At 66.1% G+C, this 20,433-nt stretch carries 16 protein-coding genes; 8 read left to right on the top strand and 8 right to left on the bottom strand.

All coding sequences use genetic code 11. The features are described from left to right. The first annotated feature begins 139 nt into the window (after nt 1–139). The 4 genes from V3388_RS01380 to V3388_RS01365 all read left to right on the top strand — a co-directional run bounded on the left by V3388_RS01380 (nt 140) and on the right by V3388_RS01365 (nt 3,817). The gene (locus V3388_RS01380) at nt 140–883 is read left to right on the top strand and encodes a glutathione S-transferase family protein (RefSeq protein ID WP_336365726.1); all 744 of its coding nucleotides are present in this window, start codon (nt 140–142) and stop codon (nt 881–883) included. A 104-nt stretch (nt 884–987) separates the two neighbouring features. Continuing rightward, nucleotides 988–1,953, top strand: a complete 966-nt coding sequence (locus V3388_RS01375) for a sterol desaturase family protein (RefSeq protein ID WP_336365725.1) — start codon at nt 988–990, stop codon at nt 1,951–1,953. Further along, nucleotides 1,928–2,893, top strand: a complete 966-nt coding sequence (locus tag V3388_RS01370; protein ID WP_336365724.1) for an alpha/beta hydrolase — start codon at nt 1,928–1,930, stop codon at nt 2,891–2,893. The genes V3388_RS01375 and V3388_RS01370 overlap by 26 nt, the downstream gene beginning before the upstream one ends. A 27-nt stretch (nt 2,894–2,920) precedes the next feature. Beyond that, on the top strand, nt 2,921–3,817 hold the full coding sequence (locus V3388_RS01365) for an alpha/beta fold hydrolase (RefSeq protein ID WP_336365723.1): 897 nt from the start codon (nt 2,921–2,923) through the stop codon (nt 3,815–3,817). 18 nt (nt 3,818–3,835) lie between these two features. Here V3388_RS01365 and crp read toward each other — a convergent pair whose 3' ends face one another. Then, on the bottom strand, nt 3,836–4,477 hold the full coding sequence (gene crp, locus V3388_RS01360) for a cAMP-activated global transcriptional regulator CRP (protein ID WP_336365722.1): 642 nt from the start codon (nt 4,475–4,477) through the stop codon (nt 3,836–3,838). A gap of 228 nt (nt 4,478–4,705) precedes the next feature. Here crp and V3388_RS01355 point away from each other — a divergent pair, with 228 nt between their 5' ends. From V3388_RS01355 to V3388_RS01345, 3 genes are all read left to right on the top strand, one after another. Continuing rightward, nucleotides 4,706–5,128, top strand: coding sequence for an OsmC family protein (locus tag V3388_RS01355; protein ID WP_336365721.1), 423 nt, complete (start codon nt 4,706–4,708; stop codon nt 5,126–5,128). Nucleotides 5,129–5,355: 227 nt separating this feature from the next. After that, on the top strand, nt 5,356–6,147 hold the full coding sequence (gene speD, locus V3388_RS01350; protein ID WP_336365720.1) for an adenosylmethionine decarboxylase: 792 nt from the start codon (nt 5,356–5,358) through the stop codon (nt 6,145–6,147). Between the two features lie 144 nt (nt 6,148–6,291). Continuing rightward, complete coding sequence (locus V3388_RS01345) at nt 6,292–7,137, top strand: pirin family protein (protein ID WP_336365719.1); 846 nt, start codon at nt 6,292–6,294, stop codon at nt 7,135–7,137. 6 nt (nt 7,138–7,143) lie between these two features. On the opposite strand, the gene V3388_RS01340 is transcribed toward V3388_RS01345, so the two are convergent. Together V3388_RS01340 and V3388_RS01335 are read right to left on the bottom strand one after the other, a co-directional pair. Beyond that, nucleotides 7,144–8,010, bottom strand: coding sequence for a phosphoribulokinase (locus tag V3388_RS01340; RefSeq protein ID WP_336365718.1), 867 nt, complete (start codon nt 8,008–8,010; stop codon nt 7,144–7,146). A gap of 16 nt (nt 8,011–8,026) precedes the next feature. Continuing rightward, nucleotides 8,027–11,824 (bottom strand): DUF1631 family protein, encoded by a 3,798-nt coding sequence (locus V3388_RS01335; protein WP_336365717.1) that lies wholly within the window; start codon nt 11,822–11,824, stop codon nt 8,027–8,029. 146 nt (nt 11,825–11,970) lie between these two features. Between V3388_RS01335 and V3388_RS01330 the strand changes: the two genes are divergently transcribed. Continuing rightward, entirely contained in the window at nt 11,971–13,086 is a 1,116-nt protein-coding gene (locus V3388_RS01330; protein ID WP_336365716.1) for an aminopeptidase, read from the top strand. Here the strand turns inward: V3388_RS01330 and argA are convergent. Genes argA through V3388_RS01305 form a run of 5 tightly spaced genes read right to left on the bottom strand, consistent with a single transcriptional unit; the run spans nt 13,015 to nt 20,399 of the window. Continuing rightward, the gene (argA, locus tag V3388_RS01325; protein ID WP_336365715.1) at nt 13,015–14,322 is read right to left on the bottom strand and encodes an amino-acid N-acetyltransferase; all 1,308 of its coding nucleotides are present in this window, start codon (nt 14,320–14,322) and stop codon (nt 13,015–13,017) included. The two genes, V3388_RS01330 and argA, sit on opposite strands and share 72 nt — an antisense overlap. A 12-nt stretch (nt 14,323–14,334) precedes the next feature. Continuing rightward, nucleotides 14,335–15,504, bottom strand: coding sequence for an acetylornithine deacetylase (argE, locus tag V3388_RS01320; protein ID WP_336365714.1), 1,170 nt, complete (start codon nt 15,502–15,504; stop codon nt 14,335–14,337). A gap of 35 nt (nt 15,505–15,539) precedes the next feature. Further along, nucleotides 15,540–16,784: an acetylornithine deacetylase gene (locus V3388_RS01315; protein WP_336365713.1), complete on the bottom strand. Its 1,245-nt coding sequence runs from the start codon at nt 16,782–16,784 to the stop codon at nt 15,540–15,542. A 19-nt stretch (nt 16,785–16,803) separates the two neighbouring features. Then, nucleotides 16,804–17,700, bottom strand: a complete 897-nt coding sequence (gene argB, locus V3388_RS01310; protein ID WP_336365712.1) for an acetylglutamate kinase — start codon at nt 17,698–17,700, stop codon at nt 16,804–16,806. Between the two features lie 50 nt (nt 17,701–17,750). After that, nucleotides 17,751–20,399, bottom strand: a complete 2,649-nt coding sequence (locus V3388_RS01305) for a phosphomannomutase/phosphoglucomutase (RefSeq protein ID WP_336365711.1) — start codon at nt 20,397–20,399, stop codon at nt 17,751–17,753. Nucleotides 20,400–20,433 lie beyond the last annotated feature (34 nt).

Genomic DNA, 20,433 nt, shown 5'->3' with positions numbered 1-20,433 from the left:
CTAGTGTGTGCGTGTGATCGGGCATTCTAAAGCGAACCGGCGACAATAACACGGCCCGGCATGAGCAGCGCGGAGGCCGGGGCTTCTCCCGCGGCGCGTTCGACGGTATCGTTAGCCCACGCTTCCCCGGAGACACCCCATGACCGTCAGGCTCTACCAGTTCGCCATTTCCCACTACTGCGAGAAAATCCGCTGGGCACTGGACCATAAGGCCGTGCACTACCAGACGGTAAACCTGCTACCAGGGCAGCACATCGGGCCGGTCCGAAAGCTCACCGGCGCTGGCTCGTCGGTGCCGGTTCTGGACGACAACGGGGTGATCGTACAGGGCTCGGCGGCCATCATCGACCATCTGGACGAACACTTTCCGGAAAACCCGCTAACGCCCCGGAGTCCGGTGGAACGGGACGAGGCCCTGGCCTGGGAGCACCGGCTCGATGAGGAGGCTGGCCCGGCGGTCCGGATCTGGTGCTACCACTACCTGCTGCAGCGGCCCAAACGGGTGATCCCGATGTTGACCGCCGGCACCCCGTTCTACAACCGGATTCTCCTGAGCCTGGCCTTCAGCCGGGTCGATGAGACCATGCGCAAATGGATGAAGATCAACCAGAAGACCGCCGACGCAGCCGAGCCGGTGATGGCCGGCCTGCTGGCGGAACTGGCAGAGGCCTACCGCGACCGGCCCTTCCTGGTGGGAAACCGCCTTTCCCGGGCCGACCTGGCCGCCGGCGCGCTGTTTGCCCCTCTGTTCCAGCCGGCCCAGTACCCGGTGCCCTGGCCAGCCCCTCGGCACCTCCTGCCACCCATGTCGGCCTGGCTGGCCAGTGTTGAAGAAGACCTGGCGCCGGTAGCGGATATGTACCAGGCCAATCGCGGCGGCTGAGCCTGTCGCAAAGCGCCACCGGGGCTGGCGTAAAGCAACAACGGTTGGCGGGCTGCGCTGTGCCATGATGGCGGCACACGAACCCGATTGCGGAGTGCCTCGCCATGACCCTGACCGACCTGTGGCGCCCAACGCTGGAAGACAGCGGCCTGCTGCCCCTCTGGCACTGGCTGCAGGGCTGGCTCGCCCTGGATGAACGCCAGTTGATCTTCATGCTGGCAACGCCGGTGTTCATCGCCGTGACCCTCTGGGAATACCGTAAAATTCGCTACGATCCGGCGTTGATGGACCGTCGGGAAGCGGTCCGCAATTTTGCGCTTGGCGCCGGCTACCAGCTCACAGAACTGTTGTTCGCCGGTCTGTTGGCGTTCCCCCTGTATGCCCTGTGCTACCACTACCGGCTGCTGGACCTGGACCTGTCACCGACCACCGCCCTGGCCACCTTCATGGGCGTGGATTTCTGCTTCTACTGGATGCACCGGGCCAGCCACCGCGTGCGGTGGTTCTGGGCCGCCCACGTAGTGCATCACTCCTCCGAGCGGATGAACTTTTCCACCGCCATGCGCCAGAACGCCACCAATATTTTCAACGGCAACTGGGTGTTCTACCTGCCGCTGGCGCTGATTGGCCTGAATCCGGTGTGGATCGGCGTCGCCTACGCGCTGTCCCTGGTCTACCAGTTCTTCATCCACACCACCCTGGTGGGGCGTCTGCCCCGACCGGTAGAGTGGCTGTTTAACACCCCCAGCCATCACCGGGTTCACCACGGCCGCAACCCCGGCTACATCGACCGCAACTACGGCGGCACCCTGATCCTGTGGGACCGCCTGTTCGGTACCTTTGTGGACGAACAGGCCGGCGCGCCGCCCGTCTACGGCATTACCCGGCCGGCGCCTTCCAACCACCTCCTGGTGCTGTGGACGCACGAATACGTGGACCTGTTCCGCGACATGGCCCGGCCGGGCAGTTTATGGTGTCGGCTCAACCATTTGTGGCAACCGCCGGAGTGGCAACGGCCGGCTCCAGGACACCCAGACGACCATCATGATCACCCACACCCTCAGCCTTGACGCCGCCGACGGCACCCTGCTCCATGGTTTTCTGATCGCCCCCGAACACCCGGACTCCGTGCTGGTGATCGCCCACGGCATGGCCGAACACGCCGGGCGTTACCAGCCCCTGGCCCAGTGGCTGGCTGCACGGGGCGTGGCGGTGATCGCCTGCAATCACCGGGGCCATGGCCCTGAGGGGCCCATCGACACCCTTGGCCACTACGACGACCACAACGGCTGGCAGAAAGTCACCGACGACCTGCACCAGGTGCTGCAGCACGCCCGCCGGCTCTATCCGGAGCGTCCGGTCCGGCTGCTCGGCCACAGCATGGGCTCGTTCATCGCCCAGAGCGTCGCCCAGCAGTATCCGGACAGCCTGGACGCGCTGATCCTCAGCGCCACCAACCGCATCCACCGCCCGGAACTGGTGCCGTCCCGCCTTTTGGTCGGGCTGATCCGCGCGTTCCGTGGCCGCCGCTACCGCAGTCCGCTGATCGCATCGCTCACCTTCGGCAAGTTCAACCGGGCTTTTGCCCCCGCCCGCACCGATCATGACTGGCTGAGCCGGGACCCGGACCAGGTGGACCGCTACCTGGCCGACCCACACTGCGGTTTTCTCTGCACGGCGGGGCTCTGGTACGACTTCCTTGGCGGCATGCTGGCCATCCGGCCCGAGTGGTGGCGACGGGACCTGCCGGTTCACCTGTTCGGCGGCAGCCGAGACCCGGTGGGCGAAATGGGCCGCGGCCTGCGTGCGCATTTCCAGGCTATCCGGGATGCGGGCGTTCAGTCGGTCACCCTGCGGCTGTTTGATGGCGGACGCCACGAGATGCTCAACGAAACCAACGCCCTGGACGTATGGCAGTACCTGGCCGGCCTGTGCCAGGCCCGCCCGAACAGCACGGATTCTGGCCCTGTTGGCGCTGCGGCCCCGCCGGCGAACGGGGTAGCCTACTGATCAGCCGTTTTATCACAGGAGCTGATCATGACCGCCACCGAACGCCGGATCGCCAGTGGCGACCTTTACCTTCATTCGGTTGCCGACGGTAACCCGCGAAACCCCGCCCTGGTGCTGGTGCACGGCTACCCGGATAACCACCGGGTCTGGGACCGGCTGGTGCCACTCCTGGCCCGGGAGTTTTTCGTTATCCGCTACGACGTTCGTGGCGCGGGCCTTTCGGACAAACCCCGGCGTACCCGGGATTACCGGCTGCCGCTGCTCAGCCAGGATCTGGCGGCGGTGGTGGACGCCTGGGTTCCGGGCCAGCCTTTTCACCTGGCCGCCCATGACTGGGGCTCCATCCAAAGCTGGGAGTCCGTGACCTCCGCCCCCTTGAACCGTCGGCTGCTCTCCTACACCAGCGTCTCCGGCCCCTGCCTGGATCACGTCGGGTACTGGCTGCGCAGCCAGATCGGGTCGCTGCAAACCGGTGGGACGGCCAAGGTGCTGCGTCAGTTGGCCAGTTCCTGGTATGTGTTCCTGTTCCAACTGCCGATACTGCCGGAGGCCCTCTGGACCGCCGGCCTGGACCGCCTCTGGCCGGGGCACCTGAAACGCCACGAAGGGGTTGAGGACGCAGGCTTCAGCCCATTGCAGAAAGCCGACGGCCGCTACGGCGTAAAGCTGTACCGGGCCAACATGCTGCCGCGCACCCTGAAGCCCTCGGCCCGCTACAGCCAATGCCCGGTACAGGTGGTCATTCCACGGCACGACCGCTACGTCGGGCCGCAGCTGGCAGAGACGATGGTGCGCTGGACAGGGAAACTGACTCGGACGGAGCTGGACGCGCCCCACTGGGCACCGCTGACCGCTCCGGAAGCGATGGCGGGCGCCATCGGGCAATTTGCCCGCCAGCACCCGGAGGTGCCGGCGGCGGCCTGAACCGGCCCGAAGAAAGGGTTAGCGGGTGCCGTAGACCACCATGGTCTTGCCTTTGACCCGCACCAGGCCCTGGTCTTCCAGGGTCTTCAGCACCCGGCCGACCATTTCCCGGGAACAGCCGACGATGCGGCCGATTTCCTGGCGGGTGATTTTGATCTGCATGCCGTCCGGATGGGTCATGGCGTCCGGCTCCTTGCACAGGTCCAGCAGGGTGCGGGCCACCCGGCCGGTCACGTCCAGGAACGCCAGGTCGCCCACTTTGCGGGTGGTCTGGCGCAGGCGGGAGGCCATCTGCTCGCCGATGAAGTACAGCACCCGGGGGTCCTGCTGGGCGATTTCCCGGAACTTGGTGTAGCTGATTTCCGCCACCTCGCACTCGGTCTTGGCTTTCACCCAGGCGCTGCGGGAATCCATGTTGTCGAACAGGCCCATCTCGCCGAAAAAGTCCCCGGAGTTCAGGTAGGCCATGATCATCTCACGGCCGTCGTCGTCCTCGATGATGACGGTGACCGAGCCCTTGACGATGTAGAACAGCGAGTCGCTTTTGTCGCCGGCGTAGATGATGGTGCTTTTGGCCGGATAGCGCCGGCGGTGACACTGGGACAGGAAGTAATCCAGATGCTTGGTCTTCTGCTCGACCGGCTTGACGATAGTGGCCATAGTGCGAGTCACGCCTCCTCAGATACTGGCAAATTCCGATGCTTATTATTTACCCGGCTTTCCTTGCGGGATCACGGTAAATCACGCCAACTTATAGCAAGAAGGCCCGGCATGGGCAACCGCCGGGGCACATGGCGTTGCCACGGGGAATGCGGCTGGCTGCCGGCGCCGGCCGACTGTGCTAGCATCCCGGCTCATCGTTTCACGCTCTAGGGAGATCCGCGCACCATGAAAGCCACCATCGACTGGACAGGCGACGTCAGCTTCCGGGCCACCAGCGGCACCGGCCACTCCGTGCAGATCGACGGTCCGCCGGACCAGGGCGGCCAGAACCTCGGCCCGCGGCCCATGGAAATGGTGTTGATGGGCCTGGGCGGCTGTTCCTCCTTTGACGTGATGTCCATCCTGCGCAAGAGCCGCCAGGACGTCACCGCCTGCCACACCGAGCTGACCGCCGAGCGCGCCGACGCCGTCCCGGCGGTGTTCACCAAAATCCACCTGCATTTTGTGGTCACCGGTAACGATCTGAAAGAAAAGCAGGTGGCACGGGCGGTCAGCCTGTCCGCGGAGAAGTACTGCTCGGCATCCATCATGCTGGCGGCAGGGGGTGTGGAGATCACCCACAGCCACGAGATCCACAGCGCGGAATAATCCTCCCTGGCGGCGGCCTGCGCAGGGTGTGGCACGGGCGCTAAAATGTCGCCTCGGGCACTGTTCATCGGCGGGGCGCGTGTGCATAATACGCGCCTTCTTCCGCCGGTCTGCGCAAAAGGTGAACAACCGTTTCACTCGGTCAGTCGCCGGTGGCGGCCTCAGCAGGGGGTTCGGGTTCTCCACTTCCTGCCGTCATTCATCTCCAGTGTCCGGAGGGGCTGAACATGGAAACCAAGCTGCAGCTTCACGGTTTCAACAACCTGACCAAATCCCTGAGCTTCAACATCTACGACATCTGTTACGCGCAGACCGAAGAACAGCGGGAAGCTTACATCGATTATATCGATGAGATGTACAACGCCGAACGGCTGACCCAGATCCTCACCGACGTGGTCAAGATCATCGGCGCCAACATCCTCAACATTGCCCGGCAGGACTACGAGCCCCACGGGGCCTCCGTCACCATGCTCATCGCCGAGCACGAGATCGGCAGCGCCGACGCCAATAACGAGGAATCGCCCGGGCCGCTTCCGGACACCATTGTGGCGCACCTCGACAAGAGCCATGTCACCGTCCATACCTACCCGGAAAGCCACCCCCACGACGGCGTCAGTACCTTCCGGGCGGACATCGACGTGTCCACCTGCGGCCTGATTTCACCGCTGAAAGTACTGAACTACCTGATCCACAGCTTCGATTCCGACGTGGTCACCGTGGACTACCGGGTACGCGGCTTTACCCGCGATGTGGACGGCACCAAGCACTACATCGACCACGACATCAACTCGATCCAGAACTACCTGACTGAAGACACCCAGAACGCCTATCAGATGATCGACGTGAACGTGTATCAGGAGAATCTGTTTCACACCAAGATGATGCTCAAGGAGTTCAACCTGGACAACTACGTGTTCGGGGTGAACGCCAACGATCTGGACCCCAAGGAAGCCCAGTCCATCGAGGAGCGCCTGCGCCGCGAGATGCTGGAAATCTTCTACTCCCGGAACGTGGAGTAGGCCAGACCGCAGCGCCCGCCGGGTGCCCGTGCCAGGGCGCCCGACTCTTTATCAGTTTTTCTGAACAAAGCCCGCAGGATTCTCCGGTTTTCCCGTCGCCCCGGACGCGCTTCAATAGAAGCATGAACTGACAGGAGAACCGTCATGACCGAACGCACCCTCAAACAGCCCATTCGTGCCCTGGAAACCTCCGATGGCGCCGGTGTGCGCATCAAGCGCTCCCTGGGGCAGCATCCGTCCATACGACTGGACCCGTTCCTGATGCTGGACGAGTTCGGCTCGGCGGACGCGGCGGACTACATCGCCGGCTTTCCGTCCCACCCGCACCGGGGCTTTGAGACGGTCACCTACATGATTGAAGGCCACATGCTGCATGAAGACCACCTGGGCAACCGGGGCAACCTGCGCAACGGCGGCGTGCAGTGGATGACCGCCGGCCGCGGCATCATCCACTCGGAGATGCCCCAGCAGGAGCACGGCACCATGCGTGGCTTCCAGCTCTGGCTGAACCTGCCGGCGGCGGAAAAAATGACGGACGCCGGCTACCGGGACCTCCAGCCGGAGGACCTGACGGTGATTGACGCCGACGGCAACCGGGTGATCCTGATCGCCGGCACGGTGACCGTCGCGGGCACCGAGTACCAGGGCGCCGTCACCGGCCGCAGCACCCAGCCGCTGATCGCGGACCTGCACCTTGGCGGCAACGGCACACTGGCGCTGCCGGTGCCGGCAGGCCATAACGCGATGCTGTACGTCTACGACGGTACCGCGGCCCTGGGTAACCAGGCGCTGGAGCGCAGCACCGCCAGCGTCCTCAGCGACGGCGACCGGATCTCGTTGACCGCCGGACCGGAAGGCGCGAGGGTGATGCTGCTGGCCGGCCGGCCCATCGGCGAGCCGGTGGTGCAGTACGGGCCGTTCGTGATGAACACCCGTGAGGAAATCGAGCAGGCGCTGCGGGACTACCAGAGCGGCCGTCTGACCGCCTGAGCCGCGTCAGGCGTGGTCCCGTCGGGACATCAGCCGGCGAATCATGGGCCGCAGGATCAGGTCCATGGCCAGGGCCATTTTCGGGCCGGGAACCACCAGGGTATCGTGCCGTGACAGCACGCTGCCCTGGATCATCTGCAGCAGGCGCACCAGGTTGACCTCGCTGATGTCCCGGAAGCGGATCACCACCATGCTTTCGTCCTCGGTGGGCACGTCCCGCACCACAAAGGGGTTGGACGTGTCCACCAGGGGCACCCGCTGGAAGTTGATGTGGGTGTGGGAGAACTGGGGCACGATGTCCTGCACGTAGTCCTCCATCCGGTTGATGATGGTCTGCACCACCGCTGCCTCACTGTACCCTCGCTGGTGGGTGTCCCGGTGGATTTTCTGTATCCATTCCAGGTTCACGATGGGCACCACCCCGATCAGCAGGTCCACGTACTGGGCGATGTCGTAGGCGTCGCTCACCACTCCGCCGTGCAGCCCCTCATAGAACAGCAGGTCCGAGTCCGGCGCCAGCGCGCCCCAGGGCGTGAAGGTGCCGGGGGTATGGCCCGCGCTGATCAGGTCCCTGTCTTCGTCGTGAACGTACCGCCGGAAGTGGCCGTTGCCGGTCTGGCCATAATCGTGGAACAGGGCCTCGAGCTTGTCGATGTGGTTGGCCGCAAGGGCAAAATGGTTGCGGGCACCAAACTGGCCCTTGGCCGCCAGCCGGGCCATCTGCTCGCGGCTGTAGCGATGAAAGCTGTCGCCGCCGACCATGGCGGCCCGCAGGCCTTCGCTGGCGAACATGCGGCGGAAAATCCGCCCTGTGGTGGTGGTACCGGCGCCGCTGGAGCCGGTCACGGCAATGATCGGGTGACGTCTGGACATGAACGCTGGAATCCGGTCAGATCAGGCTGTCGAGGGAGCGCGGCTTCTCAATGGCAAAGCCCTGGGCATAATCCACGCCCATCTGCCGAAGCTGGTCGAGGACCTCCCGGGATTCCACCTGGCAGGCAATCACTTCCCGTTTCATGTAGTGTGCCATGTCCACCATGGACTGCACCATGGCCCGGTCCGCTTCGTTCTCGGTCAGCGATTGCACAAAGGTGCCGTCCAGCTTGATCAGATCCACCGGCAGGGACCGCAGGTACTGGAACGAGCTGGGGCCGCTGCCAAAATGGCCCAGGCAGAACCGGCAGCCCAACTCTTTCATTTCCTCCATGAATTCCGAGACCCGGGCCAGATCGGTGATCGCCGACGCTTCGGTCAGCTCGAACCAGACCCGTTCGATGGGGGCATCCTTCTCGCTCAGCGTCTCATAGATAAATTCCAGCAGAGAGGGGTCGTTCAGGCTCTGTCCGGACAGGTTCACGCAGACCCCGCCCACGCGCCCGGCCTCCGCGTCATGGGCCCGCAGCCAGTCCAGCATATGGCCGACCACCCATCGGTCCACGGCCTGCATGCGGTCGTAGCGTTCCGCCATGCGCACAAAGTCCTGGCCGGTAATCAGGTTGCCGGCGTCGTCGTACATGCTGATCAGGATTTCGTACTGGGCCGGCATCCGCGCCGCCGGATGCAGCGGAATGATCTTCTGGCAGCGCAGCAGCATGCGCTCCTCGTCCAGGTTCGCCAGGCCGGCGACCCGGGCGGCGATTTGCTCCTGACGAGCCTGGTCGTCCGGGTCAGGCGCATAGACCACCACCCCGCCCTCCGCGGCCTTCAGGGACTCCGCCAGCGCCTGATCCGAGGCCCGTAGCCAGCGTTCAGCGCTAACCAGACCGGGCAGAGTGGGCACCAGCCCCACGCTCGCCGAGAGGCGGTATCGGCGGCCGTCGAAGGCAAAGGGCGCCTGTTCGATCCCGGCAACCAATGCCTCAGCGGCGGCCCGATCGTCTTCCGAGGGCACCAGCAACGCAAACTCGCTGCCGTTAAGGCGGGCCAGGGGCATACCGTCGGCCACCCGCGCCCGCAGCAGTTCCGCCACCTGCCGGAGGGCGTCATCGGCGGCCTGATAGCCGGCGGTGTCGCTGAGCAGGCGGAAGCCCCGGAGGTCCAGGCGCAGCAGGCTGCGGGCGTCGTCCTGCCGGGCCAGGTGCTGCTCCAGCATGCGCTCGAATTCCCGGCGGCCCAGTAGGCCGGTCAGTTCGTCGTGGGTCGATGCCCAGGCGAGTTGGTCGTAGACGGTGCGCACCATCCGGTCGATGCTCTCGTCCACCAGCGGGCGGTCGTATTGGGGATCCGGCACGATCAGGCCCTGTCGCATTTGCCGGGCCAGGGCGTCCAGCTCCAGTTCCACCACCCGCATGCCCTGGTGGTTGACGAACACAAAGCGACTGAAGCCACGGGCGATCCAGACCAGGCGAATGTACTGTGGCTCGTCCGGCTTTTCCTGGTCCCGCAGCCAGTCCCCGGTGCGCAGCTGCTGGGCACGGGCAATCCACCGCTGCAGGCTGCGCTGCTCATGCTCGGAGCGGGCGTCGGCCGGCAGTGTGTCCGCCGCCACCACGGGCACCTCCACCAGTTCCGGCGGCGTGTCCGGCTTGCGCACCAGAAACTGCTTGAGCTCCTCGCGAATCTGCGACGACGGCAGGTGGTTGCTGGAGATCGACGACAGTCCGTCCTGGATCACCCTCAGCAGCTCCGGCAGGTTGACGCGGTTGTCCGGATCGTCCGCCACGGTCAACAGCGAATCGATCACCGAGAGGTAGTCCTGCCAAAGCTGGCTGTCCGGGCCCTGGCGAATCCAGGTCAGCGACAGCAGATCCCGCCAGCCCCCGTCCAGCAGGCTAAGGACCGCCTTGGGCACGCGGCGACCCGCCAGTCGCTCATTCAGCACCTCAGTGACCGCTCGCTTGGACTCGGCCACTTTCTGAGCCCCTTCGGCGGCGGCGGTCACCCGCTCGACGTTGCGGCGGTAGACCAGGTTCTGGCGTTCGATCAACTGGTCCAGCTCGTGGACGGTCTGCTCGAACACCCCGGTGTCCTGCTCGAATTCCACAACAATGCGCTGGATCAGCTCATCAATGCGGCGCTGAACCACCGGGTTCAGGCGTCCGCCCTTAACGCCCAGTTGAGCCAACCGGTTCATCACGCCCCGCACCGGGCTCTGCTGATCATCGAAAAACGCCGGATCCCGCATCACCACCTTGAGTACCGGCACTTCCAGCTGACGCAGGCGGGCCTGGGCCTCGGCGCTCAGTTTGGGGCTGTCGACCACGCTTCGGAAAAACCGGTCGACCACGTCGAGGGTTTCCTGCTGACTCTCATCCAACCGGTGCTCGCCGCCGGCCTGAATGCGCTGAACCACCCGCTCCACCAGCGGCGCCGCCGAGGGCTCCATGGCGGTGGCCTGTACCTGCAGTTGCTGCAACTCCCGCTGCAGTTCTCCGGTGGACAGGGGCCGGGTGTCCGGCGCAAACACCACCGGCTCGGCATCGCCCCGGGCCTGGCGGCTGGCGGTCAGGGTGGAGATCAGGTTGCGGACGGTGGCGAAGGCGGTCTGTGCCGCCATCGCGTAGCCCCGGAAGTCTCGTCCGGAACGGCTGCTCTTCTGCGGGCCGGGCGGCGCCTGCGGGCGGGCGGGCGCGGATCCATCACGCCCGGACGCCCCCGGCACGGGTTCGGAGGCGGCCCCCTCCGGACCGTCAGTCGCCTTGGGCTTCGGCCGGACCGCGGGGTTCGGGGCCTTTTCGGCTCGCTCCGCCTTTGGCGCCTGCTCACTCAGGTACTTGCTCAGATCCAGGTCCGGCAGCACGCCATGGCGGATCAGGATATTGTTCAGTTCCTGGTACAGCGGGCCCAGGGCCCGGAGCACGCTCTGTTCAAAGACCCGCAGGCAGACCTTCTCCGATTCCCGGGGCAGGGCCATCTGGTGCAGCCCGGTGTGGAACGCCTCGCACACCAGGGCCGGCCCGAGGGGGTTGTGGTGCCCCGTGGCATTGGCCACGCCGATCTTGTCCAGGCGCAATTTCAATTGAAGCAGGTCACCCCGGAACAGGGTATCGGCCTTGGTGACCATCACCCGGACCGCGAGCCAGTCTTCAAACTCGCTCTTGTCCACCACGGACAGTTCCGAGCCCGGCGCGCCTCTGGGCGCGGGCTTGAGCGGCGATTCCAGCAGTCGGGACATGCCGTGCCAGAAGGCACGCTGGCGCGTTTCCAACTGGCCGGACGCATCCATAAATTCGTTGGCGACCCGATCGTTCGGCGCTTTCTGGGCTTCGGCCTTGAGCGCCGCCACGGTCTGGGCCAGGGCGGTGGTCACCAGCGGCTCGAGAAAGCCCACCACCGCGCGGGCGCATTGACGCAGGATAAACCCGGTTTTCTCATCAGGTGGGCGCAGGGAGGCCCGCCCCTGGTCACGGTGGGCACCGCACAACGTCAGCATCGCGGCCACGGCGGTGGGATTGGGCTCGGCAAAGTTGACGCCCATGGCGCCGGCAATCCGCCGAACCACATTCACCTGCAGCTCGTGCCGGGTGCGGCCATCCGGACCCCGGAAACGGACCGTCAGTGCAGGCGTGCCACGGCGGGCAAAATGCTGGTCCAGACGGCGGGACGTGTCCGCCGAATAGCGGACAAACAGACCTTCCGGGCAGAAATCGGCAATCTGGCAGGGCCACATCTCGTCGCCGCCGGCGGAAAGCTGGGCCGCCAGTTTGATGGGCTGACGGGGACTGCTACGACGTTCTCTTGCTTCCATGAACACCCTGACTCATCGCACGCGCGGGCCGGCTTGCGGCAACGGCATCTTCGGTCCGGCGATCTCGGCCGCCGGTGACGAACACACCCGATCTGTCTATAGTGACGAACGCCCTCAGGCTTTCGTTTCAGTATACATCCAGACCCATGCGCAAGCTTAGTCAGATCTATCTCGTATTGCTACTGATCGCCAGCACCAGCGGTTGCACCTCGATCAACTATTACCGCCAAGCCGTGGTCGGCCATCTGTCACTGATGTGGCGGGCCGAGCCCATTGATGAGCTGCTTGAGGCCTCCGCCACACCGCCGGCGCTGCACCACAAGCTGGCCCTGGCACTGGACGCCCGGACGTTTGCCCGGGACACCCTGGCGCTGCCGGTGGGCGACGCGTTCCTGGCGTACGCCGAACTGGGCCGGCCCTGGGTGGTCGTGAACCTGGTCGCGGTGCCGGAGTTCTCGCTGGCGCCCCACCAGTGGTGTTACCCGGTGCTGGGCTGTCAGGCCTATCGGGGCTACTACCATCTGGACGATGCCCGGGCCGAAGAAGCCGGCTTCCGGGCACAAGGCTATGACACCTTCATCGGCGGCGTGACCGCCTACTCCACCCTGGGCTGGTTTGATGATCCGCTGCAGTCCGGGTTTACCGCCCTGCCGGACGACCGGATGGTGGCATTGATGTTCCACGAGCTGGCGCACCGTGTGGTCTACATCGATGGCGATACCGGCTTTAACGAGAGCTTTGCCACCGCCGTTCAGCTCGAAGGCCTGGCCGCCTGGCTGCAGGACCGGGGCGAGCCGGCGCGGTTCACCCGGGCCCTCGCCCGCCTGGACCATCGGCGCGAGACCCAGGTGCTGGTGGACGCCGCCACCGAAAAGCTTCAGGCCCTCTACGACCGCGCCGACCAGTTGGACACCGAACACCTCCGGGCACGCAAGCAGTCGATTCTGGCAAAACTGGACGACGACTACGCGGCGGCGGCGAGCCATTGGGACCAGCCCGGCCCCTTCGGCCCGGCGCCGGTACATCTGAACAACGCCAACCTGGCGCTATTCCGGCAATACAATGGCTGGGTGAACAGCTTCCGCCAGCTGTTCCGGGACCAGGGCGGTGACTTCCCGGCGTTTTACCGGGCCGTCCGGGCCCTGGGAGAACAACCGGCGGATGCGAGGGAGCAGACGCTGGAGCGCCTGTCACAGCGGTTTGACGAACACCTTGGAGTTACGGCGGGTGTTGTAAGTCGCCAGCTTCGGACCGGGCAGTGAATCCACGGTGCTGGGCTGGAAGCCCCGCTCCCGGAACCAGTGTTCGGTCTGGGTGGTCAGCACGAACAGTCGGGCAATGCCCTGAGCCCGGGCCAGCCGTTCGATCATCGACAGGATCTCGTCGCCCCGGCCGGCCCGTCGGTAGGACGGGTCCACGGCGAAGCAGGACAGCTCGCCCGCCTGTTCGTCCGGGTAGTGGTACAGGGCGGCGCAGCCCACGATGGTGCCGTCCCGCTCGGCTACCACGAAGCGGTCAATTTCGGTCTCAATCATTTCCCGGGATCGACGCACCAGGATGCCCTGCTCTTCCAGCGGCTGGATCAGCCCCAGGATGCCGCCGATGTCCTCCACCCGGGCCGGGCGGATCTGCTCGTAGTTGTCGCCGCTGACCAGGGTGCCAGCGCCGTCCCGCGTGAACAGTTCCTCCAGCAGGGCGCCGTCTTCCAGGTAACTGATGATGTGGGCCCGGCGAACGCCCTTGACGCAGGCATCGCACGCGGCCTTGAGCAGGGCCGCGTCGTGGCCGGTCACGGCACCCTCTGCCAGCCGCTCGGAGGCCTGGCGGGCGGTGAGTTCCCGGATCAGGTTGCCCTCTTCATCCAGAAGGCCCGGGTCGTCGATAAAGATCATCAGCTTCTCGGCCTGCAGGGCCGCCGCCACCTGGCTGCCCACATCCTCGTAGGACAGGTTGAAGGTGTCCCCGGTGGGCGAGTACCCCAGGGGCGGCACCAGCACGATGTGGCCCAGGTCCAGCAGCTTTTCAATGCCCGAGGCGTCGATGCGGCGCACCCGGCCGGTGTAGCCAAAATCGGTGCCGTCGAGCACCCCCGCCGGCCGCGCGGTCACGTAATTGCCGCTGCTGACCCGGATGCGGGCGTTGTGCATGGGGGAGTTCACCAGCCCCATGGACAGTTGGCTTTCCAGGTAGGCCCGCAGCCCGCCGATGGCCTCCATGACCCGGGGCAGGTCCGCCTCGGTGGTGATGCGCAGGCCCCGGGCGAAAGCGGAGGTCACGCCCGCTTCGTCCAGCCGGGCCTGGATCTGCGGCCGGGCGCCAAAGGCCACCACCAGCCGCACGCCGAGACTGCCGAGCAGCGCGATGTCGTGCACGATATTGATGAAGTTGTCATCGGCGATCGCATCGCCGGGCAGGGTCAGGACCACCGTCCGGCCCCGGTGGGCATTGATGTAGGGCGACGAGTGACGAAACCCGTGCAGCCAGTCAGTCGATTCCAAATCGTGTCTCCGCTACAGGCAGAATTGCTGGATCAGGCCCCGCAGGATGCGGACCGTGGGCTCAAGCTGGGACAGTTCCAGGAACTCGTCCGGCTGGTGGGCCTGATCGATGGAGCCGGGGCCGAGCACCAGGGTTTCCAGCCCCAGCTTCTGCAGCCAGGGCGCCTCGGTGGCAAAGGCCACGGCCTGGGCGGTGTGGCCGGTCAGGGCTTCGCAGGCCTTCACAAGCGCCGCGTCCGCCGGGGTCTCAAAGGGCGGCACGCCGTCAAACAGCGGCTCGAAGCTCATGGACAGTTCCCGTCGCTCCGCCACCGGCCGGACACGGCTGAGAATGGCCTGGCGCAACGTATCCATGTTCATGCCCGGCAGCGGACGCAGATCGAAATGCAGCTCGCAGCGGGCGCAGATTCGATTGGGGTTATCGCCCCCATGGATGCAGCCCAGGTTCAGAGTGGGCACCTGCACCTCAAAATTCGGGTTCCGGTAGGTGTCCTGCCACTGCTGCCGCAGGGCCAGCAGCTCGGTCAGGGCCTCGTGCATGCCTTCCATCGCGTTACGGCCAAGCGCCGGGTTGGACGAGTGGCCGGATTGGCCCTCAAAGGCCAGCCGCTCCATCATGATGCCCTTGTGCATGCGCACCGGCCGCAAACCGGTCGGCTCACCGATCACCGCGTACCGGGCCTTGGGACGCCCGGCCTCCGCCAGCGCCCGGGCGCCGTTCATGGAGCTTTCCTCGTCGGCGGTGGCCAGGATGATCAGCGGCTGCTTCAGGGGCTGGCCCGCAAACGCCCGGGCCGCTTCGATGGCGAGCGGGAAAAACCCCTTCATGTCACAGGTGCCCAGGCCATACCAGCGGCCGTCCCGCTCGGTAAGCGTGAACGGATCGCTGCTCCAGCGCTGGTCGTCGAAGGGCACGGTGTCGGTGTGCCCGGACAGCACCAAACCACCGGGGCCCTGGCCCAGGGTGGCAATCAGGTTGAACTTGCCGGGCATGCCCGGCACCGGGAGGATTTCCACGGCAAAGCCCAGCGGCTCCAGCCACTCGGCCAGGGTATGAATGACCGCCTGGTTGCTGTGGTCCCAGTCCGGCGAGGCGCTGCTGATGGAGGGCTCGGCGATCAGCCGGGACAGCATGGTTTTCAGATCCGGCAGCCGGTCGGTAATGCCCGGGGTGTTCGACATGTTCAACCTCTCAGCCCGGCGCACGCCGGGGCCTTTCAGGGGGTGCGCGGCCGCCGCCAGACTTCGACGCTCTGCACGGCGCTGCGCTGAATGGGATAAGTCACTTCACCGCCGGCGACCACCCGGGCCACGTCGAAAACGTCCTCGGTGATCCGCACCAGCCGGCCCTCAATCAGGTTGCCGTTGGTCAGGGTCAGCCGAACCCGGTAGCCCGCCCAGTCCGAAGCGGTGTCCTGAGGTTCAGCATACCACTGGCGGCCGCCTTCCGCGTTGGCGTCGGTGGTGACGGCCGGTGCCGCCGTGCCGGCCAGGGGCGCGCCTGCGGCCGGTGCCGTCGCGGGCTCCTCCGCCTCGGCAACCGAAACGCCGGCCACCGGCTCGCCGTTGTAACGTGCCGACAAGCCCTCGGCGAGACCCGCCAGCGGCTGATTGGGGCGCAGCTCCAGGCTCAGTTCCCCACCTTCGAGGAGCCAGCGGCGATAGAGCGACAGCAGCGCCGGCGATGCGGTCCATCCCCGTGCCGTCAGGCCCTCCTCGAGGGCATCCGCGGCACGGGCAACCCAGTCTTCGACGGAGCTCTGGCGGGCTCGGGCGCAGTACGCAGACACCCGGCGCATCAGCCCGGCGTCCCGCACGGTGACCGTCAGCGGCGCGGCACCGGCGTCCACCGGCCAGTCCGGCCACGCCAGCGGCGCCAGACGCGCACCCGGCCAGTCAAACTCCAGGCTGCCGGTGCCATCGGTGTTCAGCTCGCCCCTCAGACCGCTGCCATCCTGCTGGACCTGGGCCTCCCCCGCCAGACTGGTGACGCCCATGCGCAGCAGATCGCCGCCGCCCAGCTGCTGGCGCGGATCCGGCCCGCAGGGCAGTTGCAGCAGCGGTGGTACAGGCACCTCGCCCGAGCGCGGAGGTGCGGTCACCCAGTCCTTCAACAGGTTGGCGTCCAGCACCAGCCCCAGTTGCTCCGCCTGTAGCGTCCAGCTGGCAGGCAGACGGCCTTCCAGCAGGAAGGTGACCAGGGCCTGGGGCGAGCCGGCGCTGAAGCGAACCCGACCGGCGGTCAGCGGCTCGGTCAGGCGAAAATCCTGCCATTGGGGGTTGGTCAGGGTCAGGTGGCCGTCCAGGCCCGAACCCAGACGGCCCCGGTCCAGCACGCCTTCAGACTGCAGGGCCGTGCGCCAGTGCGCCAGGCGCTGATCCGCCAGCCACCAGACGCCGCCCTTGTACAGGGCCAGCCCCAGTACACCCAGCAGGACCAGCCAGACCAGTAACCGTTTCATGCCTCGCTCCGTCCCAGGATCAGTTGCGGGAAATCAACGTGCCGACACCTTCGTCGGTGAAGATTTCCAGCAGGCAGGCGTGGGCCACCCGACCGTCGATGATGTGGGAGGTGCGCACGCCGTTCTCTACCGCATCCAGGGCACAGCGGATTTTCGGCAGCATGCCGCCGTGGATGGTGCCGTCGTCAATCAGCGCGTTCACCTGCTGGGCAGTCAGACCGGTGAGCACCTTGCCTTCCTTGTTCTTGAGCCCGGACACGTTGGTCAGCAGGATCAGCTTTTCCGCCTTCATGGCCTCGGCCACCTTGCCCGCCACCAGATCGGCATTGATGTTGTAGGAAGCGCCGTCCGGGCCCACGCCAATGGGGGCAATCACCGGGATCACGTTGCTGCGGGTGAGCATTTCAATGACCGTGGTGTTCACGCTGGCCACCTCGCCCACGTGGCCAATGTCGATGATCTCCGGCTTGGCGAATTCGTCGGACTGGCTCACCACCTCGAGCTTGCGGGCGCGGATCAGGTTCGCGTCCTTGCCGGTGAGGCCCACCGCAGTGCCGCCATGGGCATTGATCAGGGAGACAATTTCCTTGTTGACCTGCCCGCCCAGAACCATTTCCACCACGTCCATGGTCTGCTCGTCGGTCACCCGCATGCCGTTAACGAAGCGGGATTCGATGTTCAGGCGCTCCAGCAGCTCGCCGATCTGGGGGCCGCCGCCGTGCACCACGATGGGGTTGATCCCCACCAGTTTCATCAGCACCACGTCCCGGGCGAAGCTGCTCTTGAGGTCTTCGTTTTCCATGGCGTTGCCGCCGTATTTGATGACCACGGTCTTGCCGGTAAACCGTTGGATGTAGGGCAGGCCTCGGCTCAATACCGAGGCCACCTGCATTGCTGTTTCACGATCCAGCGCCATGTTGTTTCCTATCCGTTGCGATTGCTGTGTGGAACGACCGGCCGGGCCGATCAGAAATCGATGTTCAGGTTCGGTGCCGCCTTGGCCAGCTGCTGGCGGAACACGTCCTGGATGCGCGCCAGGGCCTCGTCGGTTTCCGCTTCAAAACGCAGCACCAGCACCGGCGTGGTGTTGGAGGCCCGGCACAGGCCCCAGCCGTCCGGGTAATCCACCCGGATGCCGTCAATGGTGCTGACGTTGCCCTCACCAAAGTCACCGTCGGCGGCCAGCCGCTCCATGATGGTGAACTTGCTGGCTTCAGTCACCGCCAGGTTCAGCTCCGGCGTGCTGATGTCCTCCGGGAAGTCCTCGAACACCTCGTCGCAGTGGCGGTCTTCAATGCCCAGAATTTCCAGCAGGCGGGCGGCGGCGTAAAGACCGTCGTCAAATCCGTACCAGCGCTCGCCGAAAAAGATGTGGCCGCTCATTTCGCCGGCCAGCAGCGCGCCGGTTTCCTTCATCTTGGCCTTCATGAACGAGTGCCCGGTTTTCCAGAGGATCGGCCGGCCGCCAGCCTCGGTGATCACGGTGGCCAGGCGGCGACTGCACTTCACGTCGTAGATCACGTCCGCCCCCGGATTGCGGGACACCACGTCCCTGGCGAACAGCATCAGCAACCGGTCCGGCCAGATGATCTTGCCGGTGTTGGTGACCACCCCCACCCGGTCGCCATCGCCGTCAAACGCGATGCCCAGGTCCGCGCCGTCCCGCTGGACCCGCTCGATCAGCGCCGCCAGGTTGTCCGGCTTGCCGGGGTCCGGGTGGTGGTTGGGGAAGTCACCGTCCACCTCGCAGAACAGCGGCGTGACATCGCAGCCCAGTTCTTCAATCAGCATGGGGCCGAGCTCGCCGGCAATGCCGTTACCGGCATCGACAACCACTTTCAGGGGCGCGGCCACGGCCACATCGCCGACGATCCGGTCCAGGTAGCGGCGACGCACGTCCTCGGCGGAACGATCGCCCTGCCCCTGCACCAGATCGGCGGTCTGGAGGCGCTGGTACAGTTTCTGGATGGCGTCGCCCGACAGCGTCTCGCCGCCGAGCATGATTTTCAGGCCGTTGTAATTGGACGGGTTGTGGCTGCCGGTCACCATGACGCCGGAGCCGGTGGCCAACTCGTGGGTGGCAAAGTACAGCACCGGCGTGGGCACGGCGCCAATGTCGATCACGTTGCAGCCGGTGGCCAGCAGGCCCCTGGCGAGCGCGTCGGCCAGCTCCGGGCTGGAGTGACGACCGTCATATCCGACACACAGGGTATCCACGCCCCGGGCCACCGCCTCACTGCCGATGGCCTGGCCGATCACCCGGACCACGTCCACGGTCAGGGTCTCGCCCACAATGCCCCGGATGTCGTAGGCCCGGAAAATCTCCGGCGCCACCGACACCGGCGGCGCTTCGGTTTCCGATACGTCAGGCACGTCATCGCCGCCAAAACCGTCGGCGCCGCCGCCGAAGCCGAGCACGTCCTCATCGCCATCAAGCATGTCGATGTCCGGAAGGTCCTTGTCCTGGAACAGGGGTTCTTCGGGGCTCGCCGGCGCGGCCGGAGCACTCCGGCCCGGCTTGGGCCGGGCGCTTTCGGCGGCTTTGGTCACCCGTTTGTCGACCACCTGCGCCAGCCGGGACAGCACCTCGCCAAGGGAGGCCACCATATCCCAACGGAACTCCGGCAGGCGGGTTCGCTCGCCGCCAAATGCCTTGTGGGACCAGGCCGTCAGGCCCGTCACGTCCTGGCGCAGGCCGCTCTGGGCCCGGCTCATCAGCAGCCAAACCAACACCGCCGCCAGCAGGCCGGGCACGCCGACGAGGAGGCCGAGCAACACCGATGACACGGACGCTCCGGTGGTCGGCGCCGGGGTGTAGCTGACCGACCAGTCCGGGGTGCTCAGCGCGCGAGTCAGGGCGCTACCCGGGTTGTTGCCTTTGCCGGCAACAACCCGGGTCGTACCGGAGGCGGATTGCAGCAGGGCCAATTGGCCGCCTTCAATCGGAGACAGCAGAGGGTTGAGCACGGACGCGTCAAACACCACCACCAGGCTGCCCTGAAGGACCTTGGTGGATGGGTCTTGCACCGGTGCGGCCATCTGCAGATACCAGGTGCCGTCCCTGGGCACCGCTTCCGGCGACACTTTCTGGCCCGTGGCGGCCCGGCGAGCCAGCTCCAGACCGGAGAAGCCCAGCAGGCTCTCGCTACCGACCGAACGGGGCAGGCGATCCCGACTGAACAGGTAGGCGGCCCGGGCGCCCGGCAGCACGCCGGCGAGGTCGGCGGCCAGGGGTGACGGATCATCACCGTTCACCAGCACGTCCCGGACCCGCGCCTGGGCCGCGAGGCCATTGACGCCGCGTACCATCAGGTCCAGGGCCTGGTTCAGGCGCTGGGTGGCCGCTGACAGCTCAAGGTTCGCCCGGGCCTGGGCCGCGTTCCGGCCGGCGGGCTGAACCACCAGCACATAGACCAGCGCCAACGACACCACCGCCGCCAGAAGGACCACCAGCGCCTGACTGGTAGCCACCGCGGCAAGGGACCGGCGGCGGGGACCGGAGGGCTTGTCGTCCCCGCGCTTGCCGCCCTTGGCCGGTTTATTCTTGCGGTCCGGCGCCGATTCGGCGGCGTCTGCGGCCTGGTCGGCCGAGGCCTTTTTTCTTCCCAGCTTCATGATCCATCCCGTCGTTGTTGTGTCGGCCCCCGTT

Origin of the sequence: Marinobacter sp. C2H3, from assembly GCF_037080155.1 — a bacterium.
GTDB lineage: Bacteria > Pseudomonadota > Gammaproteobacteria > Pseudomonadales > Oleiphilaceae > Marinobacter.
Note: the sequence above shows the minus strand (reverse complement) of the source record. Positions and strands in the feature narration are given on the sequence as shown.